Source organism: Yersinia ruckeri ATCC 29473 (assembly GCF_000754815.1).
In the GTDB taxonomy this organism is placed as follows: Bacteria; Pseudomonadota; Gammaproteobacteria; order Enterobacterales; family Enterobacteriaceae; genus Yersinia; species Yersinia ruckeri.
In genome coordinates this window covers 1,802,055-1,828,754 of record NZ_KN150747.1, presented here as the reverse complement: position 1 = coordinate 1,828,754, position 26,700 = coordinate 1,802,055, and the positions used below count along the sequence as shown (strand labels likewise).

Sequence of the window (26,700 nt, the reverse complement as noted above, 5' to 3'; positions counted from 1 at the left end):
GAGTTGTGCGACATCGTATTCTGACGCTGTTGCTGGGGTTAGCGGTGCTAGTCACCGCTGGCTGCGGTTTTCATCTGCGAGGCACAACACAAGTGCCTCAGGAACTGCAAACACTGCTGTTGGAGAGTGGCGACCCTTATGGGCCGCTGGCTCGTTCGGTTCGTCAGCAATTACGGCTGAGTAACGTCACTATTGTTGACGATGCCATGCGTAAGGATCTGCCGACTCTGCGTATTTTGGGATCAAATCAAAGTCAGGATACCGTTTCGGTATTCCAGAACGGCGTAACGGCAGAATACCAAATGGTTCTGCACGTTCAAGCGCAAGTCTTGATTCCAGGGCATGACATTTATCCACTTAATGTGACAGTTTTCCGCTCTTTCTTTGATAACCCGTTGACTGCCCTGGCAAAAACAGCAGAAAGCGACATTATTGCACAGGAAATGCGTGAACAGGCCGCTCAGCAGTTGGTACGGAAATTACTGACCGTACATGCAGAGGACATTAAAAAGACCCAGGAAGAAAGCATCAAAACGGCTACAACTACGGCCAAATCAGTGACCAGTGCTACTTCAGCCCCATGATTCGTATTTATCCTGAACAACTCGCCGCGCAGCTCCATGAGGGGCTGCGCGCTTGCTACCTATTATGTGGCAATGAGCCACTGTTATTGCAGGAAAGCCAGGATCGCATTCGCCAAGCGGCTATCCAACAAGATTTCACCGAACATTACACCATGACCTTAGACACCCATACTGAATGGGATTCTATCTTCGGTATTTGTCAGGCCATGAGCCTCTTCGCCAATCGCCAAACCTTACTCTTGGTTTTTCCTGATACGGGTTTAACGGCAGCGATGAGCGAACAGTTAGTCAAGCTGACGACCCTGCTGCATCCAGATATTCTTCTGATGCTGCGCGCTAACAAGCTGACCAAAGCACAGGAGAATAGCGCCTGGTTTAAGGCACTTAGCCCTCACGGTGCCTTGGTGAATTGTCTGGCACCGGAACAAGCTCAGCTTCCTCGCTGGGTTCAGACGCGGGCAAAAAGCATCCATCTCGATGTTGATGACGCGGCGGTTCAACTGCTTTGCTACTGTTACGAAGGCAATCTGCTGGCCTTATCGCAGGCTTTGGCGCGTCTGTCCCTACTTTATCCTGATGGCAAGCTGACATTGCCTCGAGTGGAGCAAGCGGTCAACGATGCCGCACATTTTACGCCCTATCATTGGCTGGATGCACTGCTCGCGGGCAAAAGCAAACGCGCATGGCATATTCTGCAACAACTTCAGCAAGAAGACAGTGAGCCGATTATCTTGTTGAGAACTGTACAACGGGAACTGCTATTGCTGCTCACACTGAAACGGCAAATGGCCAACTCGCCGCTACGTACGTTATTCGATCAACACAAAGTGTGGCAAAACCGCCGTCAGTTGATAACGCAGGCACTACAGCGCCTGACGCTACAGCAACTACAACAAGCGGTTCATTTACTGACACGAATAGAAATCTGCCTCAAACAGGATTATGGCCAATCAGTCTGGCCAGAGCTGGAGACGTTATCTATGCTGATCTGTGGAAAAATATTACCTGAGAGCTTCATTAATGCCGGATAAATACGCGGATAAAGCGGCGCCAGATCCTGGTTTACATGCCCTGTTTGGTGGCACTTTTGATCCGATCCATTTTGGTCATTTGCATCCGGTTGAAGCCTTGGCGCAGCAAGTTGGGTTACAGCAGGTTATTTTGCTACCCAACCGTGTTCCGCCTCATCGTCCACAGCCTGAGGCTTCTGCTCAGCAACGACTAAAAATGGTGCAGTTAGCGATCGAAGGCAACCCGTTATTCCGCGTTGATGACCGGGAGCTACAGCGCACGACGCCGTCTTACACCATAGATACACTGGAATCACTGCGAGCCGAATCAGGGCCTGAATTACCACTCGCCTTTATTATCGGTCAGGATTCATTGCTTACTCTGCATAAATGGCACCGTTGGCAATCCCTGCTGGAGGTTTGTCATTTGCTGGTATGTGCTCGCCCCGGCTATGCCGAAACACTGGATACACCGGCGCTTCAACGCTGGTTGGAGCAACATCAGGTCACGCAGGCAGAAAAACTGAGCCAGCAACCACAGGGATTTATTTATCTGGCTGACACACCACTTTTGGATATTTCCGCCACTGAGATTCGCCGACGGCGGCGCAATGGGCTAGGCTGTGATGACCTGTTACCGCGCAAAGTTCAGCAATATATCGAATTACAGGGTTTATATCGCGAGCCTTAGTCCCATGATATACTTCGCCGCTTAATTTTAGGTATTCGCTGAAAACCCCTGTAGAAATGCAGTAAGCAGTTGGCTTTCAGCGGCATCCTGCCGATAAATACAGCATAACTTTTCGTAACAGATTGCATACTGGGAAGAAATCCCGGCAAAACGTATTATTTACGAAGGTTATGGACATAAATCACCCGAGGGGGAACCTTTGCAAGGTAAAGCGCTCCAAGAATTTGTTATCGATAAGCTCGATGACTTGAAAGGCCAGGATATTCTTTCCATCGACGTTAAAGGGAAGTCAAGCATCACTGATTGCATGATTATCTGTACCGGTACATCTACCCGCCATGTTATGGCTCTGGCTGATAATCTGGTACAGGAATCTCGCAAAGCTGGCATGATTCCATTAGGTATCGAAGGCCAGGGGGTTTCCGACTGGATCGTTGTTGATCTGGGCGACGTGATCGTACATGTGATGCAAGAAGAAAGCCGTCGCCTGTATGAACTTGAAAAACTCTGGAGTTAAACGGTGAAACTGCAACTGGTTGCCGTCGGCACAAAAATGCCTGACTGGGTGCAGACCGGCTTTATGGATTACCTGCACCGTTTTCCCAAAGATATGCCTTTTGAGCTGATAGAAATACCCGCGGGGAAACGGGGCAAGAATGCAGATATCAAGCGCATTCTGGAAAAAGAAGGCGAACTGATGTTGGCTGCGGTAGGCAAGAACAACCGCATTGTCACTCTGGATATCCCAGGAACCCCCTGGGAGACGCCTCAGTTGGCTCAACAGTTGGAACGCTGGAAACAGGACGGCCGCAATGTCAGTCTGCTTATTGGTGGGCCGGAAGGTTTAGCTCCGGCCTGTAAAGCCGCCGCCGAGCAGAGCTGGTCGCTCTCTCCGCTGACGCTACCTCATCCTTTAGTGCGCGTTCTGGTCGCAGAAAGCCTGTATCGTGCCTGGAGTATTACGACTAATCATCCTTATCACCGTGAATAATCAGGTGATGTACCTGAGCAACGTGGTGACTTTGACCAGAGTAAGTATTGAGCGGGATGAAAAAAGAACGTAACCCTTTTCGCGATTATTCGGCTGAATCAGCCCTGTTCGTGCGCCGCGCGCTTGTGGCGTTTATTGGTATTCTTTTGCTTATCGGCGTGCTGATCGCCAATCTGTATAATTTACAGATCGTTCGCTTCGAAGATTATCGCACCCGTTCTAATGACAATCGTATCAAATTGGTGCCCATCGCCCCTAGCCGCGGCATGATTTACGATCGAAATGGCGTTCCTTTGGCGATGAATCGTACGATTTATCAGCTCGAACTGATGCCGGAAAAAATCGAAAATCTGAAAGCGACACTGGAAGCTTTGCGTCCTATTGTCGATCTTACCGATGAAGATATCGCCAACTTCCAGAAAGAACGGAAACGTTCGCGACGCTTTACCTCTATTGCGGTAAAAACTCCGCTGACCGAAGTTCAGGTCGCCCGCTTTGCCGTCAACCAATTTCGCTTTCCCGGAATTGAAGTCAAAGGCTATCAACGCCGCTACTATCCCTATGGTTCCGCTCTGACCCATGTAATTGGCTATGTATCGAAAATAAACGACAAAGATGTCGAACGCCTGGACAAAGAAGGCATTCTGGCAAACTACGCTGCCACTCACGATATCGGCAAGTTGGGCATCGAGCGCTATTACGAATCTGTATTACATGGCAAAACCGGTTATGAAGAAGTCGAAGTCAATAATCGCGGTCGCGTAATCCGACAATTACATGAGCAGCCGCCACAAGCCGGAAAAGATATTTACCTGACGCTGGATCTGCATCTGCAAACCTATATTGAGCAGTTACTCAGCGGCAGTCGCGCAGCCGTAGTCGTTACCGATCCGCGAACTGGCGGAATTCTGGCTCTGGTATCCAATCCCAGCTACGACCCCAATCTCTTTGTTGACGGTATTTCCAACAAAGATTATCAAGGCCTGCTGAACGACCCGAATCGCCCGTTAATCAACCGGGCCACTCAAGGGGTTTATCCTCCAGCCTCTACGGTCAAACCTTATATTGCCGTGTCCGCATTAAGTGCTGGCGTCATCAATAAAAATACCAGTTTGTTCGATCCCGGTTGGTGGCAGTTGCCTGGTTCAGAAAAACGTTTCCGCGATTGGAAAAAATGGGGTCATGGCCGCCTCAATATAACCAAAGCCATTGAAGAATCGGCAGATACTTTCTTCTATCAGGTTGCCTATGATATGGGGATAGACCGTTTATCCGAATGGATGAGCAAATTTGGTTACGGCGAATATACTGGCATCGATTTGTCGGAAGAACGCGCTGGCATTATGCCGACGCGAGAATGGAAGCAAAAACGTCACAAAAAGCCCTGGTATCAAGGAGATACTATCCCTGTGGGTATAGGGCAAGGTTACTGGACAGCCACACCGATTCAAATGGCCAAGGCGCTGGTGACATTGATCAACGACGGGAATATCAAAACTCCCCATTTGCTTCAAAGCACCAAGATAAATGGCGTACTGGTACCTTATCGTCAGCAAGAACAGATCCAGATCGGCGATATTCACTCCGGTTTCTGGGAGCTGGCAAAAGACGGCATGTATGGCGTGGCTAATCGTCCTAACGGAACCGGACGCAAGTTTTTTGAAGGCACGCCGTATAAAGCGGCAGCCAAGTCAGGTACAGCTCAGGTATACAGTTATGAAACCTATAATGCCCACAAAGTGGCCGAACATTTACGTGACCATAAACTGATGACGGCCTTTGCGCCTTACGAGAATCCAACGGTTGCCGTCGCCATTATTTTGGAAAATGGCGGCGCGGGTCCGGCAGTGGGTACCATTACCCGCCAGATCCTCGATCACATCCTGTTGGGAGACAACAATACTGAACTACCGGATGCGGCACCGACGCCTCCCGGCACTGAAGGTGATTAGGGTACATCATGACTGAAAGCCAACAAAAAGGATCTCTGTGGTCCAAAATGCATATCGACCTACCGTTCCTGATCTGCATTCTTTCACTACTGGCTTACAGCGCCTTTGTCATGTGGAGCGCCAGCGGTCAGGATATGGGCATGATGGAGCGCAAACTCGGGCAAATCGCCATCGGTCTGTGCGTCATGATCGTCATGGCGCAGATCCCGCCCCGCGTCTATGAAAGTTGGGCACCTTATCTCTATATTGTTTGTGTGATTTTACTGGTATTAGTGGATGCGTTCGGCCAGATCAGTAAAGGTGCGCAGCGCTGGCTGGATCTTGGATTCGTTCGTTTCCAACCCTCGGAAATTGCCAAAATTGCCGTACCATTGATGGTGGCGCGTTTTATGAACCGCGATGTTTGTCCACCAACCCTAAAAAATACCGGTATCGCACTGATTCTCATCTTTATGCCAACGCTGCTGGTCGCCGCCCAGCCAGATCTGGGCACGTCGATTCTGGTTGCCGCCTCCGGGTTATTTGTGCTTTTCTTGGCTGGCATGAGCTGGCGTTTGATTGCTATTGCGGCGATTCTACTCGCCTGCTTTATCCCTATTCTCTGGTTCTTCCTGATGCATGGATACCAGCAAGACCGCGTCATGATGCTATTAGACCCGGAAAGCGACCCTCTGGGCGCGGGCTACCATATTATTCAATCTAAAATCGCTATCGGTTCCGGTGGATTAGTCGGTAAAGGTTGGTTGCAAGGCACCCAGTCGCAGTTAGAATTCCTGCCGGAACGCCACACCGATTTTATTTTCGCCGTCTTGGCTGAAGAACTGGGTCTCGTAGGAGTACTGATTCTGTTAGCGCTCTATTTATGCACTATTATGCGTGGGCTGGTTATCGCCGCTCACGCGCAGACTACTTTTGGCCGGGTTATGGTCGGCGGTCTGATGTTGATCTTATTCGTGTATGTATTTGTTAACATCGGGATGGTCAGTGGAATTTTGCCCGTTGTTGGCGTACCTTTGCCGTTGGTCAGCTATGGAGGCTCGGCACTGATAGTTCTGATGGCCGGGTTTGGTATCGTGATGTCGATACATACTCATCGGAAAATGTTATCCAAGAATTTATAGAGGTGAGCAATGCGTAAGGAATGGCTTTGGATCGGCGTCGTCAGCGTGCTGTTATCAGCTTGTACTAACGAAAATCAAGCACCTATTGAACAGGCGCAGCAAACCTATAATGGCCCGGTCGAAGAGATCGGTGGTGCCGAACCTCGTTACGAACCTTTCAATCCTAACTTCAATCAGGATTATAAGGTTAATGGTCAATCGTACAGCGTGATAAAAGATGCGCAAAACTTCAGCCAAATCGGTCTTGCTTCCTCGTATGGTGAAGAAGCCAATGGCAATACCACCGCAACTGGGGAGATTTTTGATCCAAATGCGCTGACCGCCGCTCACCCTACTTTGCCCATTCCAAGTTATGTGCGAGTTACCAACGTCAGCAATGGTCGCCAAATTGTGGTGCGAGTGAACGATCGCGGCCCTTATACGCCAGGTCGTGTAATCGATTTATCCAAGGCTGCCGCTGATCGTTTGAATATCTCAAACAACACTAAGGTCAAGATCGACTTTATCAACGTCGCACCGGATGGCTCACTCTCTGGCCCGGGAATGGTGGGCACCACCATCGCTAAACAGAGTTATGCTCTGCCAAGCCGGCCTGACTTGGCCTCAGGCCCAATGGGTAACCCCATCCAGCAAGATGCACCAGCGGAAAGCGTTCCCGCGCTGCCCATTGATAACAGTAAACTGTCTGGTGATGATGCCGCGCAACCTGTAGCACCGCAAAGCAGTGGTTTTCTGCGCGCCCCTTCTTCTGTACCCGCTGGCATTCTGGAAACAACCGAGCCTGTGGTACCAGCTGCTGTCAGTCATTCAGGTTCAGCCGCCAGCGTAGCTGCTGTGGCACCCGCCGCAGCATTGGCATCCGGTACCTATATCGTTCAGGTTGGTGCATTGACCGATGCTCAACGTGCCGCGAGTTGGCAGCAAGATTTGAGTCAGCGATTTGACGTGCCAGGTAAAGTGTCCAGCGCAGGTAACGTCCATCGGGTACAACTGGGGCCATTCAGTAGCCGTCAGCAAGCAACGGAATTGCAACAACGCTTATCCGCTGAAGCCCAGCAGCAGTCGTTTATTATCGCTGCACCGTAATCGCTGATGACCCATGCTGTTCAGAAATGCCTTGTAGCAATTTTTCTCTTTTAACAAAAAATGGCCTAATCTGTTTTTAAACAATAGGTTAGGCTATAAAATATCGGATTATGGCTCACAAGTAAAAATGTGTAAACGCCGCAAGAGATAGGGATTGTCTGATGTCTGCCAACACCTCATCTGCTATAGTGTGGCACGTTCTTAACTTACTCCCACGGATGTTGTTATCCTGATCATGAAATATGTAACTACCCCTCGTTTTATCAAGAGCATAGCGCTCGGCACCGTTATCGTCATAAGCGCAACTTCCGTTGCCAACGCCGATGACGTCAATATGAAAACCATGATTCCCGGCGTGCCACAAATCGACGCGGAAGCTTATGTACTGATTGACTACAACTCCGGGAAAGTATTGGCAGAAATGAATGCCGATGCGCGCCGCAACCCTGCCAGTCTGACTAAAATGATGACCAGTTATGTTATTGGTCAGGCAATCAAATCAGGCAAAATCGGCCCCGAAGATATGGTTACCGTCGGTAAAGATGCCTGGGCGACTGGCAACCCAGTGTTCCAAGGCTCATCATTGATGTTCCTGAAACCTGGCGATCAGGTTCCCGTATCCAAGCTAACTCGTGGTATCAATCTTCAATCAGGTAATGACGCTTGTGTCGCTATGGCCGATTATGTTGCTGGCAGCCAAGATTCCTTCGTGAATCTGATGAATAACTACGTCAACGCGCTAGGCCTGAAAAATACCCACTTCAAAACGGTTCACGGCCTGGATGCTGAAGGTCAATACAGCTCCGCGCGCGATATGGCGTTGATTGGTCAGGCGTTGATTCGTGATGTTCCAGACGAATATGCCATCTACAAAGAAAAAGAATTTACCTTCAATAACATCCGTCAGATGAACCGTAACGGCTTACTGTGGGATACCAGTCTGAATGTCGACGGCATCAAAACCGGTCATACTGATGCTGCGGGTTATAACTTGGTGGCATCCGCCACTGAAGGCCAGATGCGCCTGATTTCAGCCGTACTTGGTGGTCATACTTATAAAGGCCGTGAAACCGAAAGCAAAAAACTGCTGACCTGGGGCTTCCGTTTCTTTGAAACCGTAGCACCATTGAAAGTAGGCAAGGAATTTGCTTCTGAACCCGTTTGGTTCGGCGATACCGATCGCGTACAGTTAGGCGTAGATCAAGACGTTTACCTGACGATTCCACGTGGCCGAATGAAAGACCTTAAAGCCAGCTATGTGCTGAATACCCCAGAAATTCATGCACCACTGGCCAAGAATCAGGTTGTTGGCAGCATTAACTTCCAACTGGATGGCAAAACTATCGATCAACGCCCACTGGTGGTGATGAACGAAGTGAAAGAAGGCGGTATCTTCAGCCGCATGGTCGATTATATCAAACTGATGTTCCATCATTGGTTCGGTTAAGCTAACGGGCTTGAAAGTCTAAAAGCTATCCCCATATTATAATTAATATGAATCTCCCGCTCAGGCGGGAGTTATACTTTTATAGCTGGAAGTGATTTGCATTTCGCTTTATACACTGTCCGGCCACAACCCAGGAGCGCACATGAAAACTAAACTGAACGAACTGCTTGAGTTCCCTTGTTCTTTTACCTACAAGGTAATGGGCATCGCTGAACCACAGCTGGTTGACCAGGTGGTTGAGGTGGTACAGCGCCATGCTCCGGGTGATTATACCCCTGAGGTGAAACCGAGCAGCAAAGGCAACTATCACTCTGTATCGATCACTATCAATGCGGTACATATCGATCAGGTAGAAATCCTGTATGAAGAATTAGGCAAAATCGAACTGGTGCGCATGGTTCTGTAATTTAGCCATGGTTCTCCATTCAGTCTTCATACCGAATACCCAATAGATTTCGCGTTGTGGTCAAGTGATAACTGTATGTCCCCGAAAGGTTAGCCCATGCAGTCATCGGGGTAAATGACAGTGGCCTACATAGCCGCAGCGTGAAAGATAAAGCAGAACCTTATCTTATCTGTATCTCCATGATTCTTTAGTAATTATTATTTCACTACCGTTTTTTCACCTCTCAACGCTGATTCCCTGCGACGGTGCTGGTATACTGGCGCCACCATTTCTGTAACCAGATGATGTCTCGCTTGCAACAACACAAGATCATTTTACGCCAGTTGGGGTTACAGCCCTATGCCCCTGTATCTCAAGCCATGCACGCCTTCACTGAATGCCGCGATGAATCCACTCAGGACGAAATCTGGTTGGTCGAACATCAACAGGTATTTACGCAAGGTCAGGCAGGGAAAGCCGAACACCTGCTGATGCCCGGAGACATTCCGGTTATTCAAAGCGATCGTGGTGGACAAGTCACCTATCACGGTCCCGGCCAGCAGGTGATGTACGTCATGATCAACCTAAAGCGCGCCAAAATAGGTGTTCGTCAGTTGGTTACAGCCATCGAGAATACCGTGGTAGATACTTTGGCGCATTTTGGCGTTGAAGCTCACGCACGTCCTGATGCCCCCGGTGTTTATATTGGGCAAAAGAAGATTTGCTCTCTGGGGCTACGCATCCGTAAAGGATGTTCATTTCACGGGCTGGCGCTCAATATTGATATGGATTTATCACCATTCCATCGGATTAATCCCTGTGGCTATGCCGGAATGGAAATGACACAGCTGAGCGCGTTATGCCCAGAGATAACAGTCGCTGATGTTCAACCTATATTGGTCAACGCGTTTATTCGTCAACTTGGCTATCAGGGTACCGACCTGAAGCCCTGGCTGGCAGAGGATTATCATTCTTAATAAGGTTTTTTCCTTACAATCCTGCACTCTGGCAGTACAAACCAATATAAAATTGGGGACTGAACGGATCAGGATAAAGATGATATAATTTTTAAACAATTTTCAAAAAATTTTTAACGAATGCCTCATTTCGTTGATTTTAATGAAAAATCTCACTTTAGAGATTCAGAACTGGAACCTGTACGATTATGAGTAAACCGATTCAGATGGAACGCGGCGTTAAATACCGTGATGCAGATAAAATGGCGTTAATCCCGGTGAAAACCGTGGTCACAGAACGTCAGGAGCTGTTACGCAAACCCGAATGGATGAAAATCAAGCTTCCTGCTGATTCCAGCCGTATTCAAGGCATCAAAGCGGCGATGCGTAAAAATGGCCTGCATTCGGTTTGCGAAGAAGCGTCTTGTCCTAACTTGTCAGAGTGCTTTAACCACGGTACAGCGACCTTTATGATTCTAGGTGCTATTTGTACCCGCCGCTGCCCTTTCTGTGATGTCGCCCATGGTCGTCCAACACTGCCAGACGCCAACGAGCCAGAAAAACTGGCACAGACAATCAAAGATATGGGTCTACGTTACGTGGTCATCACTTCCGTTGACCGTGATGATTTACGTGATGGCGGTGCTCAGCATTTTGCTGATTGTATCGCTGCTATTCGTGCAAAAAACCCGACCATCAAGATCGAAACTTTGGTACCCGATTTCCGTGGCCGCATGGATCGAGCGCTGGATATCCTGACAGTAACGCCACCGGACGTGTTTAACCATAATCTGGAAAACGTTCCGCGTGTCTATCGTCAGGTTCGTCCAGGCGCAAACTACGAATGGTCACTGAAATTACTGGAACGTTTCAAAGAAGCGCACCCTAACATCCCGACCAAATCAGGTTTAATGGTCGGTCTGGGAGAAACCAATGCGGAAATCGTTGAAGTTATGCGTGACTTGCGACGTCACGGTGTGACGATGTTGACTCTGGGTCAGTATTTACAGCCTAGCCGCCACCATTTACCGGTTCAACGTTATGTCAGCCCAGAAGAATTTGATGAAATGAAAGCCGAAGCGATGGCGATGGGCTTTACCCATGCGGCCTGTGGCCCGTTTGTTCGTTCGTCTTACCATGCAGACTTACAAGCCAAAGGCGAAGAAGTCAAATAATTGAATAAGCCTGAATTCAGTTTCAGGCTGATCATTTATTATGTCGTCCTGACATAATTCATTACAACTAAAACGGCTGACCAGCAAAAACGGACCTCCTTTTGGGATATCCGTTTCTTATTCAACCGATGTCACTCCCGCTGTTAATTCAGGCGCAGGCAACTCAATCTTTATGCTCAACTGGCGGCATAGGTTTGCTCTCAGCGCTATTGGCTGGCGGATTTGTATCATCACCCATCGCTTTTTTAAAGCCTTTCAGCGCAGCACCCAAATCCGCGCCCAATGTGCGCAATTTGCTAGTACCAAACAACAGCACAATCAATATACCCACCACCAGCAGTTTCGTGATACTGATACCTTCCATACACTCCTTCTATTCGATCAGGACTAAGAATTCTGGATAAATCAATTGTGGGTTATTTATGAATAAAATGTCGGATAAAACAATAGTAAGATGTAACAGATTTCATTAGTGAACTATGATTGATGCAGGAGTCTGAATTACTGAATGTTGACTCATTCTGAATCTTGCTTTTCGGCATTCCTTAAAATCAGATTAAATTGGGGGCACCAATTGTCCTTATACAGCAGAGCAAATTCGCGTCAGTCCGGGGTACATTTTGCCAAACGGATTTATATTCCCCGAATTTTTGGTTTGGGGATTGGTATGTTATGCGTCACCTCAGTCCTCATCACTCAGGCCATGCCGGTCTGGATCTGGCTATTGCTGATGATTAACGGCCTGATTTGGCCACATGTCGCTTACCAACTCTCTATTAATGCCGATTTCCCCCATCGGCAAGAGTTAATTAATCTAAGTATCGATTCTATTTTAGGTGGCACATGGGTGGCAGTCATGTCATTCAATGCACTGCCTTCCGTTGTTATTCTCTCGATGATGAGCATGAATAACATTGCCTCGGGCGGCAAATCCCTATTCATCAAAGGACTGTTACTGCAGATTTCCAGCAGTCTATTGGTTTTCTGGTTATTTAATTTATCGTTTCAGCCTGAAACAACGATCAGTCAAGTTTACAGCTGCCTGCCGATGATTTTTATTTATCCTTCACTTCTGGGATGGGTTACTTTTCATACTGCCAAGCGGCTAGTAGAAAATAAGGAGGAGCTACTGCGTATCAGTGTGCGCGACGGATTAACCGGGTTATATAATCGGCGGCATTGGGAACATCAGCTTCATAATCAATTTGATAGCTGTCGCCGTTATAAACACTGCTCCTCTCTGGTTTTGATCGATATTGATCAATTCAAAACCATTAATGATACCTATGGCCATACCGTAGGCGATGATGCGATTACTGTATTAGCCGAAGAGCTATTACTGGGGCTTAGGGCTATAGATATTGTCGGCCGCTATGGCGGGGATGAATTCGGTGCAATTTTACCCAATACTACAGCTGAGCAGGCGCGTGAAGTATTAACCAGAATCCAGGGGAAACTGGCTGAAATAGAGTTTAAACAATCCCCAGGCCTACAACTGAAAATAAGTGCCGGGGTAGCAGAATTCAAACCTGAGATGGCCAACTACCAACAATGGTTAAAAGCTGTAGATTCCGCGCTCTATCATGCCAAAAACAATGGACGGGATCGTATTGAGCTGGCCAAGTAATAGGATGATTTTTAATATAAATAGCTATGGATAAATAGCAATGAAAGGTAAGCGTTTTACAAAATATTTAGGCGATTCCTCATAACCTTCTCGAGCGTAAAACGAATGTGCCTTTATCCGACGGGAGTGGCTATGTAACTCCATACGATCACAACCGCGCTCGCAGGCTATTTTTTCTGCCTCATCCAGTAACTGCTTACCTATTCCCTCACCTCTGACCTTCTCACTGACACACAAATAGCTAATACGGCAAAACTCCCCCACTAACGCGATCTGCGGGATAAAATGCAAAGAAATAAAACCACAAACTTCGCTACCTAGCGTCGCTACCAGTAAACGGCTATCAGGATGTTCAATAAGTTGCTGTAACCGCTGCTGTAAAAAAGTCCCAGTCCCCGGATAGTCTAATGCTACCAATAATTGGGATATAGCCATCTCGTCGCTAAGTCTTGCCTGCCGGATTTTCACTTTTTTTCCTCAATGTATTTGATACAGTGTCATTTAAAAACAGGCTATCAGACTTTGCCAGTTTAAAATAAGAAAAAGTCAGTGTAAGCTTTTGTCTAAAGCACTGGAGATGACATTCCTCCATAACCGCCCCTCAAGGCTGATGATGTCTACGTAACCTTCTCAGAAAGGCGCGTAGCGTTATGCCCAAGCCGTTCTGATAACTACCCATTGGCAAAAAAGGTATTTATGTTCCTAACTACATTACTGGCAGTATTTATCGGCGGCGGCATAGGCAGTACATTGCGTTGGTTAATCAGCCTAAAATTAAACGATATAACACCTAACGTGCCGGTTGGTACCTTAACGGTAAACCTGATTGGCGCCTTTATTATTGGCTTGGCTTTGGCTCTGTTTAATCGAATGGCACATCTCGATCCCCTATGGAAGATGCTTATTACTACTGGCTTTTGCGGCGGTCTGACCACATTCTCAACATTTTCACTAGAAGTGGTTTATCTGATACAGGACAGTAGATTCCTTTGGGCAGCCCTGACAGTATTATTTAACCTTGCAGGCTCTTTGGCGATGACGATGCTGGCATTTATGCTAGTGAATAATATGTGGACCGCACAGTAATTACGCTTATCAGGGCGATGAACATCTCCGCCCTGATTAACTTCGCTTATTTTCACATCTTAATGTTTTCTTAATATCCACATCAGATAATCAGTACCCTAACAACAGTCACCTCTGACGGTTACTGAAGTACTGAGAAAAGCTTATGTTCGGATTACCTAAAACATATACTGAATTGCTAACGGTCGCTCTTTGCTTACTTGTTATAGTTTTTTTTCTAAAAACCTATTTATTCTAATTTTTTCAACGTAGCGATACTGATCGACCACCGGCTCACATCACGTTGCTCACAGTTTGAAAATAAATAACAAATAGCTCAAATCGCCGTTTTCGGGCAATAAAAAACCCGCCAGTGTTGAGGCGGGTTTTTAAGAATATTGGCTACTTAGATAGCGATAACATTAGCAGCAGATGGCCCTTTGGCACCGTTCGTGATTTCAAATTCTACACGCTGGCCTTCAGCAAGAGTTTTGAAACCATTGCTAGCGATGGCAGAGAAATGGACGAATACGTCCTTGCTACCATCTTCCGGGGTAATGAAGCCGAAACCTTTGGATTCATTAAACCACTTAACGCTACCTTTAATCTTAGACATCAAACTTACCTTTACGTGAATAGTTGGACACAATATTCGTGTCAATTACAGTACAGCAATTGGATCGCATTTTGTCCAGAATGCAGATCACAAAAATAAGAAAAATAGATAAAAGCACCAGTATCAACCAAACCATCAGGATAAACAGGTTACCTGACAACAGGTTTACGTTACGAATCTGTTGCAGCCTGCTACGGAAAAATCTCTGTAACGGTATCAGACTGTATCTGTACTGAATTCCCCTGTATCATAGGTAACTAATAGACTGAATTAAACGAGATGCATGATGAACGGTAGAATAACAACTTTTTTTGAAGATAAAGGCTTTGGTTTTATCACCGACGAAAACGGAGATAACCGTTATTTTCACGTTATTAAAGTTGCTAATCCCGAGATGATTAAGAAGAACGCGGAAGTCACTTTTGAACCGACGACGAACAATAAAGGTTTATCCGCCTTTGCTGTCAAAGTTGCCATTGAAAGTAAATATATCTTCATTGCCAATGAAAGAATTAAACTCAGTAGCATTAAGTCATTCAAAACATTTATAAAAGAAGTTCCGGCTCAGGCAGAAGTCGATAAAGCCAACACCGTGCTTTCTGTCGGTTTGTTGATGAACAAGATTCGTCCTCAAGAAGAAGATATTGCGGAGAAAACCGTTCCGTTAAAAATGCTGTCAGTGACGACACACCAAAATGTAACTTATACCTTCTCTGACCATGAAATCGATATTGATAGTACATTAGCCAAATTGAAAAATATTTAAACCTGCCTTCTGTGCCTACTCAGCCCCATAGCACTATGGGGACTGAGTTTCTTCAACAGTTAATCTGATAGCAAATAAATCAGCCTGCCAGGTTCTTGTACACATACAAAGCAATAACAGAGAGCAGTTGCCCATCAATGGCTAAACCCAAATTTCGACTACTTAAACATAAACATCTTTATTAACTCAACATCAGTTCTGGCACCCAACTTTCGCATTGCCGAACGTTTTTGCCCGCTAACCGTTTTTTGGCTTTTCTTTAGTATCTTAGCAATATCCCCGCCGGAAAAACCTTCATTAAATAAGGCAAGAACCGCATTTTCATTGCGTGTAAGGAAGCTGATTTCATCATGCTGAACTACTTCGGGTTGGAGCTTTTTCCGTTCGGTGAATGTATCAGCGACAACATGAAACATTTTTTTAATTACGCCGATAACTTTAGACTCCAATGCCTCCAACGCATCTTCACGATAAATCATGGTGACATTGTGAAATCCTGGTGCCCCCAGGAAAAAACTGCTTAACCTTAAATTAGCAATCAAGAAGACTTTTGTATCAATGGCAACTTTCTCCAACCGTTCTAACGCCTCAAAAAAATTAGCTTCATTGACACCAATGAACACAATATCAAGGGGATAACTGGAACGTTTATAAAATTTGATTTCGTCGTTACATCCAGTATCTGCAAAAATCTTTTTAACCATAGACATGATTCCGAGAGCCAGATATCTATCATTATCAACCACCATGCAACTTATCATTTTGCTCACATCCAAAAAATGAAGCCGAAAATATAATTAATTGATTTTAAGCGATAAAGTTTGTTTTTCTGCGAACGACTGGCACTCCCCACACTCGCGTATAAAACACCGGCGCAAGGTTGACAAAATCACCATTAACACATGGTTTGTTGTTCAGCACCCTGCGCGCGTCACCCCATCATTTTGATGGCTGTGCCTATATTGGCGACCGCTATGTTACCGCCGTATTTTGCGTTCAATCAGTAAAGCACAGCATGTTTTTAGGCTATATAGAGCAACAAGCACCCTTTTTTAGTAGTGATATTCTTAAAGCAATCAGCGTAAAATAAGCAGAAATGGTCAATATCTAGATGATAAAAATCCATGAATAAGCTCTTCCTTGGTTTGCAGATAGGGATTGCTCAGTGACAGAAATTGGGTTTTGTGTAAAAATATCGTTAACTAACGGACAGACAGACTATTTTCTGATGAAAAACAATAAATTAAAAACAAATAAACCACAAAATGACATCAGAGATAACTTTTGGCCGGTAGCATCATTAATTCAGGATCAATACAAGCCATTCAGGTTGAATGAACTGTCCTGTTTGGCTTTAGCATTATGAGAAATGTCGGCCTTCATGCACTGAAAAGCCTTAGTTGCTTTTCAGCAGTAACATTTTACTCTGCCAGTAAAACCTGCACTGACACCTGCTTTTTAAGTGGTGAAGTCATGGGTGTCCTCTATTTTTTATCCATTATCGCGACGCCGCTGTTCTTTATGATAATAGGTTATATCGACTCGATTAAAGAAATAACCAAAAATGATATTTTTAAAAAAATAAAATCAATACTTACAATAATAATTTTTTGGAACGTGCTATTTTACTTTATCGATGAAGAGGGATTCAAAAAAGGATATTTTCTACAGAGTTGGTTACTCTTTAGTATAGCGCTTATCTATATAATCAACCCTATTATTGCAATAATACTGAAGAGCCGTAAAAGCACACTAATTACCTTAGGCACTTTATTGCTATTTTCAGTATCAATAGACATTATTAGTACGTTGACTGAAAAACCTTACTTAATCGATTTCCCTCAATACTTTAGGTTATGGACTTGGATATTTTACTATATGGTCGGCCGCTTCCTTTGCTCGAATAGATGTAAAGAAATGACCAAAAACATCAAAGTCAGAATCACGGCAAAATTACTGATTGTGCCTACCGCTATCTCTATGTATTTCTATGAAAGTTTCATGTCCTTACATGTGTATAAAACAATCAATGCTGGATATTTCCTTGACAACTTTCATTTATTAATCATTAGTTTATGTCTTTTTGTCATTTTTGATAACTTTGATACCAAGTATGAATGGATCAAAAAAACATTGGCCTATATAAGCCCATCGATGATCGGGGTGTATATTCTACACGATGGAATTTTCTACTTTATATCCAATGCCTATAACCCATCGGACATTAAACTGAGATTTACACTGTTGCTTTCTGTATTTGTCGCATCCGTGCTACTTTCACGTATATTATTATCTAATAAATTTACATCTCGATTTATATCCTTCTAATTTTCTGTAGGAAATATACGATCTCAACCGGGCAATAAATAAAATAAATCATCCTGCCAGTCATCGACTATTTTAGCATTCAATGAAATCAACTAACCTACGATTCACATTAACATCTAAGATGTTAATTTAAAGCACGGTCTTACCGTGCCATGATTATCAAGCAAGTTTTACACTCACCTTATTCATATTCAATTTAGGATTATCCAATATTAACAATTTATTATCTGCCATGATCCTCATACGGTAATCAAGGAGGGTATCCTCTACATAATCTGGTGACGCGCATATGGCATCCCCAATCACTCTAGAACCTCGGGTGAAAGTATCAGTACAGGCCGAGAACAATAAGTGATCGTAAAAATCTGGATCTTTACCGACAACCACACCATGTTCGTAAACATGAAGCTGTGCATTTTCATTACGCAAATGAGTCCACTCTTTGATCAGCCGTTGTCGCTCAGTTGGAGACAAAAGCTTACGTTTTTGCCATAACGGAACCAGCATTTCAATCGGGCAAAGAGCCACCATTTTTCGATCTACTTCATCCGTTACATTCACTATTGCAACCTGTTGTAATGCCAGTTTTGGTAGTAATGCCATCAACATTAACTGTTCATCCGCATTATCACCAATCCACACCGTCACTTCTTCATCAGAATCCAGTTGAAACTCGGCCACTGATACATCACTAATACGCGCCTCATGTTCATATTCACGCCAGTCAGGCACACATTTCTTGCGATACATTTTATCCACCCATTCCAAGCGGGCTGATAATTGTTGCTGATTGACTACATCGTAAAGTGGACCATAGGATAAGTTATCATTAAAACTAATCACCTTATCCTTGTGAAAAGCAGCCCGTAGACCACCAGTGGCCGAACCCCAAAGTGCAATATGCCGGTTGTTCATTGTTATCCTCACGGACGATAGCGATAATATTCAAATTCTAACGAGTGGATCCATTGATTCCTGCCATTTTATCAAAAAAAATGATCAAAAATATAACAAAACAATTGTTATTCACAATAACAAATAAGGTAAATGACATTCGTCGCGATTAATTGCGAAAGGAGGTATTTGAAATTCGAAACATAATGTACGGAAAGCCTATTTTTTGTCTCGCGATGCTAACCGTTTCTTTTAGGAGCGATAATATTTGTTAAAATACGGCGTAGTCTGACGTAGCGAGTCTTTTAAACCCGCTGTAATAACTCGTCTCTAATAATGCTAATGTATGCGTGAATTAGTATTATTAGATAAACTGAACAAACTCAGTAATGTGCTAGACGTACAAAAAGCACAAACTCCCCCCTTGAAGAATGAGTCTGACTGAGGCTAAACTGAAAGAATAATTAAGGTATCTACCTTCTCGTATACTCAGTTATTCTGTGAAGCTGTTCCTCAACTGACTTAACCTGCGAAAAAGCACCTCCTCAGGTGTATTTTTCGTTTACAGAGTAAGAGATTACGTGCAGAAAAAAGGATCTCAAGAAGATCCTTTTTTATTGTAAAAGTATTAACAAGTAAGCATTCGTAATTATTTATAGATTTCAGCGGTAGCAGTAGCACTGTTGCCCATGCCGGGAGTCCCTGCTCCAGTAATACGGAAGTAATTCCCCCCTAGTTGAGCCGTTTTCTGCGCTAGGGCCTCCACAGACTGATCCAAAGTACCATTAGGAATTTGAACTCGTATAGAACCAATATGCTGCTGATTCATAGCCTGCTCAGAGTTAATCTGACTGGCTGCAAAAGCAGAATTTGCACTAAATAACAGCGCCAGAGTCGCTGCGATGGTATAAATCTTCATACAAGAGTGCCCTTATTGTCTACTATAGATAAGCTGATTAAATACAGGGGTGAGCAGGTTAATCAATATGCTCAGAAATTCGTTCAATCGCCCTCAATGTTTTACCCAAACATCCAGAGGTATCAAAGCGCACAAGCGGGATATTTTCATGATGGATTAATTTTGAGCTAATTGACGGATAACTGCTTGATTACGTCCGATAATACTCAAGCTAATACCTAAAAATGCCAAATCTTTGAATAAGAAAAACTCGGTGACAGGCACACCATCAACCACTTTAAAAATCCCGGGTGTGGTGAACATAAAACTCAACGTTACCAAGAAAATAACGCTAGCAGCGATCCCAGACCAGAAACCAACAAAAGGCTGCTTCAATCCAACTAACAGAGCTATACCTACAATGATTTCACTCATCCCAACCAGATTAGATACAGTTTGAACACTCAATATGCTGTACAACCAACCCATTAAAAAGTGATGTTCTACCAAAGGTTTAATTGCTGCTGCCTCTGTCGGAGTAAATTTGAAAATACCCAACCAAATTAAGATAAGTGCAGTCGCCCACAAACTTATTAAAAAACCTTTTTTCTCATTGCCTTTGAATGAATTCATAATCTCGCTTTTTTTGTAGTGATTGATACAATACATTATCATGAGATCATTAACGCATGTCAATTTATTTTGTATCGATCAATACAAAATATTATTTAGTAAGGATAAATATGATAGAAAACAATAATAAAAAAGCGGGCCGCCCACAAAAATTCGATCGGGAACAGGTACTGGACAAATTGCTACATCTGTTCTGGTTGCAGGGTTACGAAGGGACATCGATTGCTGAGATTGTGAAAGTCGCAGGGATAAATCCTCCAACTTTATATGCATCATTTGGCAGTAAAGAGCAGGTGTTTTCTCTGGTAATGGAACGCTATATATCGACGTATATGAGCCCGGTTATCGCTAGCATTGAAGAGCCAGGATTGTCAGTCCTTGCCAAGCTGGAATTGTTTCTGAACCGTTTTATCGAAGTAATCACTCAACCAGATTATCCACATGGTTGTATGCTTCTATTTGAATTGTTTACTTATCATAAGAAGCCATCAGAAACATTTACCAGACTTCGTGCTTCTGGACAGGCATTTTTCGCTGCGCTTTGTGCTTTGATAGAGCGCGGCATTGCCAACAAGGAAATTCATACCATGGGAACCGCTCAGGAGACCGCAATCCTTATTCTCACGTTTGAGAAAGGGCTGGCGATGCAGTCTAAGGCGGGAACGGGGCGTGATACGCTGCTGCACATCAGTCATCAATTTACGCAAATGCTGAGTATTAACAGTAAAAACAGACTCAAAGACGATTGATTTACCATAACATCCGTTGCCCTTACCGTCTGGAAGCCCCTTCGGGAGTTTTTGTGCCTTGAGTCATAAAAACTCCCGAAAATGGCGTACATGCGCATATTGTCAACACCAGTATATTTGGCCGTTTAGGTGGCATAATTCTACTTAACGTTCCCGTTGAAAACGGGGAAATTCCCCTTAGAAGACACTAAAAACTCACCACAAGTTTGATTCCTACCATTTTCCTTTGCCTGATAGAGTTGGGAATCCGCCTGAAGCAATAAATCTGCTGGCGCGGAAGTGTTATGAGTCTCTTTGCAACAGACACCCAGACTGATGCTGACAAAGGGATAAACGGTGGATCCAGTATGGGGGATTTTCTGCTCAAGAATTCGTAGTCTGATCATTTCCGCAATATCCATTGCCCCAGCCAGCTCGGTATCAGGAAGCAAACAAACAAATTCTTCGCCGCCATAGCGAGCAACCAGGTCGGCAGGTCGTCTAAGCGCATCTCGAATAACCTTGGCGACTCTCCGTAAGCAATCATCCCCACCCTGATGACCATATAAGTCATTATATTTTTTGAAGAAATCAACATCAATCATAATCATGCTAAGTGAAGTATGGTTACGATTAGACAGCTTCCACTCTAGATCTAACTGCTTATCAAAATAACGCCGATTATGTACTTCGGTTAATCCATCTAAATATACCAGTTCACGTAGTAAGTCAGATTGAGCCTTAAGTAACAGGTGCGTTTTCACTCTAGCCCGAACGGTATTCCTGTTAATGGGTTTACTAATAAAATCGACAGCACCTTCGTTAAAACAACGGGTTTCTGTCTCTTCATCAATATGCGCAGTGATAAAGATAATGGGAATATCCTGAGTGTCTGGAGATGACTTGAGCCTGGCACAGACATCAAAACCATTCATGCCAGGCATTTCAATATCCAATAGAATCAGGTCAGGATGCTGATTGATACAGACGTCGATAGCCTGTTTGCCACTGGTGGCCATGCACACATGATAATCGGCAGAAAATGCTTGATAGAGGATCTGAATGTTGATCGGATGATCATCAACAATAAGGATCTTGGGCTTTCCCACCCCGGGTAAATTCAAGGTCAAATCTTGAGAAAAAGAATGGGGTATAGTCATATCTTCTCATTTCTTTGAGTCGGGAGATTATCCATCATGCTTTGGCATAACTGGATAGCTTTAGCAAAATCCAATTGATTTACTGCATCATTAAGAGTAGATAACTTTCCATTGAGTTGCTTACCGAAAGTTATCATTAATTTATTCATTACCTCTAATGCAGCCATATCTGAGCTTTGTAATAGCAATATCAAACGATTTACTTCCAGCTCAATAGCTTGTATATCAAACTCCTCTACCGAGGTAATTTTAGAATGGTCTTTCGATAGTATTTGAATTAATGCCGTTGTTCCAGCATGGGTAGCGGAGACTTTATTGCGTATTTCACTCAATAACTGATTCACTCTATCAGCTGTAGGCATCACACCGTTATTCAATAACGCCTCATTTTGTCCCGCACTCAAAGAGAGTTCATTTGCCCCCAACTGTGCAGCGAGTCCCTTGATTGTATGCAGCAGACGGGATGCTGACAGGAGGTCACCTTTAGCCAACAATTTCTCCAACTGAGTAGGCAAATTAGCCAAATCATCACTGAACAGCGATAGCATTTTTTGGTACAGCGTTAAATCCCCGCCCAATCTATTAAGGGCGGAATCCACATCAATTCCTGCCGTAGCTGCAACGGTTTTCAACTCAGGAGATAATGTGAAGGATGCGGTACGATTTACCGTAGTGATAACATCTGTTTGCCCCGTGTATTTTCGTATAATGTGTATTAGATTATTCAAGTCAAAGGGCTTACCAATATGGTCGTTCATTCCGGCAGCAAGGCAGGCATCGCGGTCCGATACCATGGCGTTGGCCGTCATGGCTATAATCGGTAAGTTTTTTAATCCAATACTTTTCCGAATATATTGCGTAGCATTAAACCCATCCATAACCGGCATCTGTAAATCCATCAAGACGAGATCAAATAAAGATGGATTATGTTCTAATATTTCAATCGCTTCTTTACCGTGATTGGCCATGCTAACCACCGCGCCCTCATCCTCAAGTAATTCACGGGCGATTTGTTGGTTATTCAAATTATCTTCAACAATTAATAGCCTTATACCAGACAATCGGTGCGAAGCTTCAGCGGTGACCAATTTGGGGACATCTGGCTGTTGATGTTCACTTAATGCATCAATCACTGAATCCAACAACATAGAAGCCGTGATCGGCTTCACCAGATAACCGTCCAGCAATGCCTGCTCTTCTTCGCTGCGCTGTAATAACATTTCGCGATCATGGGCGGTTACCATGACAATCATTGGCAAGTTACCTACTGGCATCATTTCACGGACATATTTACTGGTTTGCCAACCATCCAAACCTGGCATTTTCCAGTCAATAAATAAAGCACCGTAGGCAACTCCATTATCATACTGCTGTTTTATCCGTTGTAGTGCATCACTACCATTGGTTGCGACATCCACTATCCATTTAAGTGATTCCCCCATCTGCTTAATGAGCTCACAAGCCGTCGGATTATCATCAACAACCAAGACGCGTAAATTATTCAATGCCAAAGCTCTGGTTGCCAGAACATCTGGTTTTTCATTATTAATAACCAAATTGGTGTCTGAAGGCAGAGATAGCATTATGGTGAAATGGAATAAACTTCCCTTACCAAGCTGGCTTTCTAACGTCAGCTCTCCGCCCATGAGTGCAACAAAACGTTGGCTTATCACCAATCCTAATCCTGTGCCACCAAATCTACGTGTTGTTGATGCTTCTGCTTGTGTAAAACCACTAAAAATAGTTTTTTGATTCTCAGGGGCAATACCTATTCCAGTATCGCGTACACCAAACTGCAACCTAACCTGATGGCGACTCCGATCTATAACCTTAATGAAAAGTACCACTTCACCTTGTTCGGTGAATTTCAATGCATTGCCACCGAGATTGGTTAATATCTGCTGAAGCCGCATGCTATCACCCTCAACAAACTGGGGAAGTGACGGGTCAATATCAAATAACACTTCAACCTTTGTCGCCTTCAGATTGCTGGATAAGATGACCGCCAAATCACGCAGCATCACGTGAATATCAAAAGGTATACATTCCAAAGCCATTTTACCGGATTCTATTTTGGAGAAATCCAGAATATCGTTTAATAGACGCAATAAAGTCCGTGTGGCCGTTTCACTTTTAGCTGCATAATCAGCCTGCTTTCTATCGAGTCCGGTTCTACGCAATAAAGTCAGCATACCGAGAATTGCATTCATTGGGGTGCGGAGTTCATGGCTCATATTTGCCAAAAATGCAGATTTGGCCTTATTGGCTTCTTCCGCAGTTTCTCTTGCTGTTTTCAGTATATTCTCGGCTTCGCGTTGTTGCGTGATATCCCGATTAATCCCCATCATCAACATCGCTTTTCCATTTTCATCCCGTTCTACTGTTCCAGTCGACTGAATAAAATGAACTTGGTTTTTCACAAAAATACGAAAAATCTGGCGATAAACACTGACATTTTCCAGCGCAGTTTCTATCGCTTTTTTAACCTCAGAAATATCCTCTGGATGCAAAAGACTATACCAATACGTTAAAGGGATAGGTGTATTACGCAATGACTCAGGCAAGCTATAGATATCATTCATTCGATCATCAAAAGACAGTGAGCCATCTGAAACATTCAACGTCCAAATGCCTAACTCAGCCACATCAGCAGCCCTAACCAATTGATTTTTAGCGATAATTAAACTTGCCTGTTGCTCTTTATTGGCAGTGATATCAACTTGAATGGAAATATACCGCTCAATCTGCCCGGCACTATTGTTAAAGGGTGCAATCGTAGTATCAACCCAATATAGAGAGCCATCTTTAGCCTTATTACAGATCTCTCCTCGCCACGATATCCCACTGGCAATGTCATTCCACATCGATTGCCAAAACTCAGCTGAATGAGTGTGAGAATCCACTAGCCGGTAAGTCTGTCCAATAAGTTCTTCGCGCCTATAACCACTGATATTACAAAATGCATTATTAACATCCGTGATTGTCCCAGTGCTGTCCGCAGTAGAAATAATGCCATGTAAATTAAGGGTACTAAGTAAAGCATTATTCTCGCGTAAGGCGGCTTCAAGGCGTTGATAAGTTGCTTTGCGTTCACTGATATCTGATTCTATAGCCATAAAGCCGATAGGTTCATTCTGATCGTTATAGCGAGGTTGAATCTCCAGCTCAATCCAATATTCCCGCCCCGATTTATCACGATTGACTATTTCACCCTTAAATGATTCACCCGCATCCAGCGCGGTTCGCATTTTGCTTGCTACGGCTTGATCGGTATCTTTGCATTGTAGTAATTTCCCCGGCGACTTGCCGAATGCTTCAGCTCGACTATATCCGGTAATACGTTCAAAACCTTCGTTAACCCAAACGATTTTACGGTTTACATCGGTAATAATAACGGCATTAGAGGTATTCTTTGCCACTAAAGCCAAACGTTCAAGATCGGCGGTCATATTCCGAGCCAGCATCTCTGCGCGATTACGTCCGCTAACTTGCTGCCAGATAAGTAATGCCAACGCTGAACTTAATAAAAAACCAAAAACCAATATCAACCAGGGTGCATAGCGTTGCGTCAACTCTTCAAATGCTGGAGTGCTACTGACTCGCAGCGTCATTTCTCGACCAGGAAGCGGCAATATATTGGTATTATGGAATATTCTGGCGGCTATTGTTTGATTTGTATGCTTTTCATCTGGTATAAAATCGGCATATTTACTACCATCTGCATCGAAGACCAGCGTTTGATTCGATAACTCGTTAAGGCTGTCAAACAATTCAACGTCTACTCTCCCGTTTACAAACTCTGGGATATCACGCAATAGATCAGCAATAACAATGGGTGAATAGAGCAAACCAACTAATGATGCCTGCCGTTCTGCCGGCGTTGTAGGATTAGTCCCCCATTTATACACAGGGACAAAAAGCAATACGCCAGGGGTATTAACGTTTGACTGAACCAAACGGATAGTACCTGAAAGTGTCGGCTTACCGCTGTTTATTGCTGATAATGCAGCCTCTCGTCTGACGGACTCTGAACCAATATCAAGCCCATCGGCACCTTGATTTTTTTCTGCTGGCTCAATATATTTAATAATATATAAATCATCATGTTGCTTATCCTGTAACTGACGCAATGCAAAATTTGGTGCTCCGTCAGCCCGAGTTTCAGCAATAAAGTCATTCAAATGACTACGTTCAACATGCTGAATAAAACCAAATCCCCTGACACCAGGAAATTCTACCGGCAAATTACGCGATGCCACATAAGCATGAAATTGTGCGCGGGTTAATTGGTTATTGGTCGCGTATGTCCCTTTAGCGCCATTCAGCCCATATATCGGCTGAGAAAAACGACGAATAACCTCACCAGAAACTCGATCAACGTTACGTTGGAAATCGACTTTAGCATTGGCTTCAATTTCATTATAAAGCCATCGGGCACCCGCACCTGAAATAGCCAATCCCATAATAAAAATAATCAGTGGTAGTAGAATGTTTTGTTGTAACTTAAATGAAAGCCAAGAAGGATGGACTTTTTGCTTATGGACGTTGAACGGAGAAGAATTCATATAAAATCCATCCAGTTATAAT

The 26,700-nt window shown here is 44.2% G+C and carries 27 protein-coding genes and 1 riboswitch; of the genes, 18 read left to right on the top strand and 9 right to left on the bottom strand.

Annotated elements, in window-relative coordinates:
• Window positions 1–5 precede the first annotated feature (5 nt).
• From lptE to lipA, 12 genes are all read left to right on the top strand, one after another.
• Window positions 6–584, top strand: coding sequence for an LPS assembly lipoprotein LptE (gene lptE, locus DJ39_RS08130; protein ID WP_004720193.1), 579 nt, complete (start codon window positions 6–8; stop codon window positions 582–584).
• Entirely contained in the window at window positions 581–1,615 is a 1,035-nt protein-coding gene (holA, locus tag DJ39_RS08125) for a DNA polymerase III subunit delta (protein WP_038243458.1), read from the top strand. Before lptE ends, holA begins: the two co-directional genes overlap by 4 nt.
• Window positions 1,605–2,285: a nicotinate-nucleotide adenylyltransferase gene (nadD, locus tag DJ39_RS08120; protein WP_038243456.1), complete on the top strand. Its 681-nt coding sequence runs from the start codon at window positions 1,605–1,607 to the stop codon at window positions 2,283–2,285. Before holA ends, nadD begins: the two co-directional genes overlap by 11 nt.
• 199 nt (window positions 2,286–2,484) lie before the next feature.
• A complete protein-coding gene (rsfS, locus tag DJ39_RS08115; RefSeq protein ID WP_004720187.1) occupies window positions 2,485–2,802 on the top strand; it encodes a ribosome silencing factor in 318 nt (105 codons plus the stop codon).
• Between the two features lie 3 nt (window positions 2,803–2,805).
• The gene (gene rlmH / locus DJ39_RS08110; RefSeq protein WP_004720186.1) at window positions 2,806–3,276 is read left to right on the top strand and encodes a 23S rRNA (pseudouridine(1915)-N(3))-methyltransferase RlmH; all 471 of its coding nucleotides are present in this window, start codon (window positions 2,806–2,808) and stop codon (window positions 3,274–3,276) included.
• Window positions 3,277–3,332: 56 nt separating this feature from the next.
• On the top strand, window positions 3,333–5,228 hold the full coding sequence (mrdA, locus tag DJ39_RS08105) for a peptidoglycan DD-transpeptidase MrdA (protein WP_004720183.1): 1,896 nt from the start codon (window positions 3,333–3,335) through the stop codon (window positions 5,226–5,228).
• Window positions 5,229–5,236: 8 nt separating this feature from the next.
• Window positions 5,237–6,349: a peptidoglycan glycosyltransferase MrdB gene (mrdB, locus tag DJ39_RS08100; protein ID WP_004720182.1), complete on the top strand. Its 1,113-nt coding sequence runs from the start codon at window positions 5,237–5,239 to the stop codon at window positions 6,347–6,349.
• Window positions 6,350–6,358: 9 nt separating this feature from the next.
• Window positions 6,359–7,435, top strand: a complete 1,077-nt coding sequence (gene rlpA, locus DJ39_RS08095; protein WP_004720181.1) for an endolytic peptidoglycan transglycosylase RlpA — start codon at window positions 6,359–6,361, stop codon at window positions 7,433–7,435.
• 235 nt (window positions 7,436–7,670) lie between these two features.
• The gene (gene dacA, locus DJ39_RS08090) at window positions 7,671–8,882 is read left to right on the top strand and encodes a D-alanyl-D-alanine carboxypeptidase DacA (RefSeq protein WP_004720179.1); all 1,212 of its coding nucleotides are present in this window, start codon (window positions 7,671–7,673) and stop codon (window positions 8,880–8,882) included.
• Between the two features lie 142 nt (window positions 8,883–9,024).
• The gene (ybeD, locus tag DJ39_RS08085) at window positions 9,025–9,288 is read left to right on the top strand and encodes a DUF493 family protein YbeD (RefSeq protein WP_038243870.1); all 264 of its coding nucleotides are present in this window, start codon (window positions 9,025–9,027) and stop codon (window positions 9,286–9,288) included.
• Between the two features lie 281 nt (window positions 9,289–9,569).
• On the top strand, window positions 9,570–10,244 hold the full coding sequence (gene lipB / locus DJ39_RS08080; RefSeq protein WP_004720177.1) for a lipoyl(octanoyl) transferase LipB: 675 nt from the start codon (window positions 9,570–9,572) through the stop codon (window positions 10,242–10,244).
• Between the two features lie 188 nt (window positions 10,245–10,432).
• Window positions 10,433–11,398, top strand: coding sequence for a lipoyl synthase (lipA, locus tag DJ39_RS08075; protein WP_004720176.1), 966 nt, complete (start codon window positions 10,433–10,435; stop codon window positions 11,396–11,398).
• 163 nt (window positions 11,399–11,561) lie between these two features.
• On the opposite strand, the gene tatA is transcribed toward lipA, so the two are convergent.
• Window positions 11,562–11,762 (bottom strand): Sec-independent protein translocase subunit TatA, encoded by a 201-nt coding sequence (tatA, locus tag DJ39_RS08070; RefSeq protein WP_004720174.1) that lies wholly within the window; start codon window positions 11,760–11,762, stop codon window positions 11,562–11,564.
• A gap of 144 nt (window positions 11,763–11,906) precedes the next feature.
• On the opposite strand from tatA, the gene DJ39_RS08065 reads away from it, so the two are divergent.
• The gene (locus tag DJ39_RS08065; protein WP_004720172.1) at window positions 11,907–13,025 is read left to right on the top strand and encodes a diguanylate cyclase; all 1,119 of its coding nucleotides are present in this window, start codon (window positions 11,907–11,909) and stop codon (window positions 13,023–13,025) included.
• A 24-nt stretch (window positions 13,026–13,049) separates the two neighbouring features.
• On the opposite strand, the gene DJ39_RS08060 is transcribed toward DJ39_RS08065, so the two are convergent.
• Complete coding sequence (locus DJ39_RS08060) at window positions 13,050–13,493, bottom strand: GNAT family N-acetyltransferase (protein ID WP_038243868.1); 444 nt, start codon at window positions 13,491–13,493, stop codon at window positions 13,050–13,052.
• Window positions 13,494–13,589: 96 nt separating this feature from the next.
• Window positions 13,590–13,652, top strand: a riboswitch (Fluoride riboswitch).
• Between the two features lie 69 nt (window positions 13,653–13,721).
• On the opposite strand from DJ39_RS08060, the gene crcB reads away from it, so the two are divergent.
• On the top strand, window positions 13,722–14,111 hold the full coding sequence (crcB, locus tag DJ39_RS08055; RefSeq protein WP_004720167.1) for a fluoride efflux transporter CrcB: 390 nt from the start codon (window positions 13,722–13,724) through the stop codon (window positions 14,109–14,111).
• Window positions 14,112–14,496: 385 nt separating this feature from the next.
• Here the strand turns inward: crcB and cspE are convergent, their stop codons facing one another.
• The gene (cspE, locus tag DJ39_RS08050) at window positions 14,497–14,706 is read right to left on the bottom strand and encodes a transcription antiterminator/RNA stability regulator CspE (protein WP_002210315.1); all 210 of its coding nucleotides are present in this window, start codon (window positions 14,704–14,706) and stop codon (window positions 14,497–14,499) included.
• Between the two features lie 286 nt (window positions 14,707–14,992).
• Between cspE and DJ39_RS08045 the strand changes: the two genes are divergently transcribed.
• Entirely contained in the window at window positions 14,993–15,472 is a 480-nt protein-coding gene (locus tag DJ39_RS08045) for a cold-shock protein (protein WP_004720164.1), read from the top strand.
• Window positions 15,473–15,630: 158 nt separating this feature from the next.
• Here DJ39_RS08045 and DJ39_RS08040 read toward each other — a convergent pair whose 3' ends face one another.
• Complete coding sequence (locus DJ39_RS08040) at window positions 15,631–16,221, bottom strand: helix-turn-helix transcriptional regulator (RefSeq protein ID WP_004720162.1); 591 nt, start codon at window positions 16,219–16,221, stop codon at window positions 15,631–15,633.
• 131 nt (window positions 16,222–16,352) lie between these two features.
• Between DJ39_RS08040 and DJ39_RS17900 the strand changes: the two genes are divergently transcribed.
• Together DJ39_RS17900 and DJ39_RS08035 are read left to right on the top strand one after the other, a co-directional pair.
• Window positions 16,353–16,562, top strand: a complete 210-nt coding sequence (locus DJ39_RS17900) for a hypothetical protein (RefSeq protein WP_139127563.1) — start codon at window positions 16,353–16,355, stop codon at window positions 16,560–16,562.
• A 272-nt stretch (window positions 16,563–16,834) separates the two neighbouring features.
• Window positions 16,835–17,800, top strand: coding sequence for an acyltransferase family protein (locus DJ39_RS08035; protein WP_004720158.1), 966 nt, complete (start codon window positions 16,835–16,837; stop codon window positions 17,798–17,800).
• 159 nt (window positions 17,801–17,959) lie between these two features.
• Here DJ39_RS08035 and DJ39_RS08030 read toward each other — a convergent pair whose 3' ends face one another.
• The 3 genes from DJ39_RS08030 to DJ39_RS08020 all read right to left on the bottom strand — a co-directional run bounded on the left by DJ39_RS08030 (window position 17,960) and on the right by DJ39_RS08020 (window position 20,225).
• Window positions 17,960–18,715, bottom strand: a complete 756-nt coding sequence (locus tag DJ39_RS08030; RefSeq protein WP_004720156.1) for a DUF3658 domain-containing protein — start codon at window positions 18,713–18,715, stop codon at window positions 17,960–17,962.
• 628 nt (window positions 18,716–19,343) lie between these two features.
• The gene (locus DJ39_RS08025) at window positions 19,344–19,613 is read right to left on the bottom strand and encodes a YdgH/BhsA/McbA-like domain containing protein (RefSeq protein WP_004720154.1); all 270 of its coding nucleotides are present in this window, start codon (window positions 19,611–19,613) and stop codon (window positions 19,344–19,346) included.
• Between the two features lie 156 nt (window positions 19,614–19,769).
• Window positions 19,770–20,225 carry a DUF417 family protein gene (locus tag DJ39_RS08020; RefSeq protein WP_038251714.1) on the bottom strand — a complete coding sequence of 152 codons (456 nt, stop codon included), beginning with the start codon at window positions 20,223–20,225 and terminating at the stop codon, window positions 19,770–19,772.
• A 110-nt stretch (window positions 20,226–20,335) separates the two neighbouring features.
• On the opposite strand from DJ39_RS08020, the gene DJ39_RS08015 reads away from it, so the two are divergent.
• Window positions 20,336–20,974 carry a TetR/AcrR family transcriptional regulator gene (locus tag DJ39_RS08015; protein WP_004720150.1) on the top strand — a complete coding sequence of 213 codons (639 nt, stop codon included), beginning with the start codon at window positions 20,336–20,338 and terminating at the stop codon, window positions 20,972–20,974.
• A gap of 140 nt (window positions 20,975–21,114) precedes the next feature.
• Here the strand turns inward: DJ39_RS08015 and DJ39_RS08010 are convergent, their stop codons facing one another.
• Both DJ39_RS08010 and DJ39_RS08005 read right to left on the bottom strand, forming a co-directional pair.
• Window positions 21,115–22,113: a diguanylate cyclase domain-containing protein gene (locus DJ39_RS08010; protein WP_045844509.1), complete on the bottom strand. Its 999-nt coding sequence runs from the start codon at window positions 22,111–22,113 to the stop codon at window positions 21,115–21,117.
• Window positions 22,110–26,678 (bottom strand): CHASE domain-containing protein, encoded by a 4,569-nt coding sequence (locus DJ39_RS08005; RefSeq protein ID WP_004720146.1) that lies wholly within the window; start codon window positions 26,676–26,678, stop codon window positions 22,110–22,112. The genes DJ39_RS08010 and DJ39_RS08005 overlap by 4 nt, the downstream gene beginning before the upstream one ends.
• Window positions 26,679–26,700 lie beyond the last annotated feature (22 nt).

Excerpts from the sequence above, each read along its gene's own strand:
- holA (WP_038243458.1), top strand. The coding sequence starts at position 581 with ATGATTCGTATTTATCCTGAACAACTCGCCGCGCAGCTCCATGAGGGG.
- nadD (WP_038243456.1), top strand. The coding sequence starts at position 1,605 with ATGCCGGATAAATACGCGGATAAAGCGGCGCCAGATCCTGGTTTACAT.
- mrdA (WP_004720183.1), top strand. The coding sequence starts at position 3,333 with ATGAAAAAAGAACGTAACCCTTTTCGCGATTATTCGGCTGAATCAGCC.
- mrdB (WP_004720182.1), top strand. The coding sequence starts at position 5,237 with ATGACTGAAAGCCAACAAAAAGGATCTCTGTGGTCCAAAATGCATATC.
- rlpA (WP_004720181.1), top strand. The coding sequence starts at position 6,359 with ATGCGTAAGGAATGGCTTTGGATCGGCGTCGTCAGCGTGCTGTTATCA.
- dacA (WP_004720179.1), top strand. The coding sequence starts at position 7,671 with ATGAAATATGTAACTACCCCTCGTTTTATCAAGAGCATAGCGCTCGGC.
- ybeD (WP_038243870.1), top strand. The coding sequence starts at position 9,025 with ATGAAAACTAAACTGAACGAACTGCTTGAGTTCCCTTGTTCTTTTACC.
- lipB (WP_004720177.1), top strand. The coding sequence starts at position 9,570 with ATGATGTCTCGCTTGCAACAACACAAGATCATTTTACGCCAGTTGGGG.
- lipA (WP_004720176.1), top strand. The coding sequence starts at position 10,433 with ATGAGTAAACCGATTCAGATGGAACGCGGCGTTAAATACCGTGATGCA.
- tatA (WP_004720174.1), bottom strand. The coding sequence starts at position 11,762 with ATGGAAGGTATCAGTATCACGAAACTGCTGGTGGTGGGTATATTGATT.
- DJ39_RS08065 (WP_004720172.1), top strand. The coding sequence starts at position 11,907 with ATGTTGACTCATTCTGAATCTTGCTTTTCGGCATTCCTTAAAATCAGA.
- crcB (WP_004720167.1), top strand. The coding sequence starts at position 13,722 with ATGTTCCTAACTACATTACTGGCAGTATTTATCGGCGGCGGCATAGGC.
- cspE (WP_002210315.1), bottom strand. The coding sequence starts at position 14,706 with ATGTCTAAGATTAAAGGTAGCGTTAAGTGGTTTAATGAATCCAAAGGT.
- DJ39_RS08045 (WP_004720164.1), top strand. The coding sequence starts at position 14,993 with ATGAACGGTAGAATAACAACTTTTTTTGAAGATAAAGGCTTTGGTTTT.
- DJ39_RS08040 (WP_004720162.1), bottom strand. The coding sequence starts at position 16,221 with ATGGTGGTTGATAATGATAGATATCTGGCTCTCGGAATCATGTCTATG.
- DJ39_RS08035 (WP_004720158.1), top strand. The coding sequence starts at position 16,835 with ATGAGAAATGTCGGCCTTCATGCACTGAAAAGCCTTAGTTGCTTTTCA.
- DJ39_RS08030 (WP_004720156.1), bottom strand. The coding sequence starts at position 18,715 with ATGAACAACCGGCATATTGCACTTTGGGGTTCGGCCACTGGTGGTCTA.
- DJ39_RS08025 (WP_004720154.1), bottom strand. The coding sequence starts at position 19,613 with ATGAAGATTTATACCATCGCAGCGACTCTGGCGCTGTTATTTAGTGCA.
- DJ39_RS08020 (WP_038251714.1), bottom strand. The coding sequence starts at position 20,225 with ATGAATTCATTCAAAGGCAATGAGAAAAAAGGTTTTTTAATAAGTTTG.
- DJ39_RS08015 (WP_004720150.1), top strand. The coding sequence starts at position 20,336 with ATGATAGAAAACAATAATAAAAAAGCGGGCCGCCCACAAAAATTCGAT.
- DJ39_RS08010 (WP_045844509.1), bottom strand. The coding sequence starts at position 22,113 with ATGACTATACCCCATTCTTTTTCTCAAGATTTGACCTTGAATTTACCC.
- DJ39_RS08005 (WP_004720146.1), bottom strand. The coding sequence starts at position 26,678 with ATGAATTCTTCTCCGTTCAACGTCCATAAGCAAAAAGTCCATCCTTCT.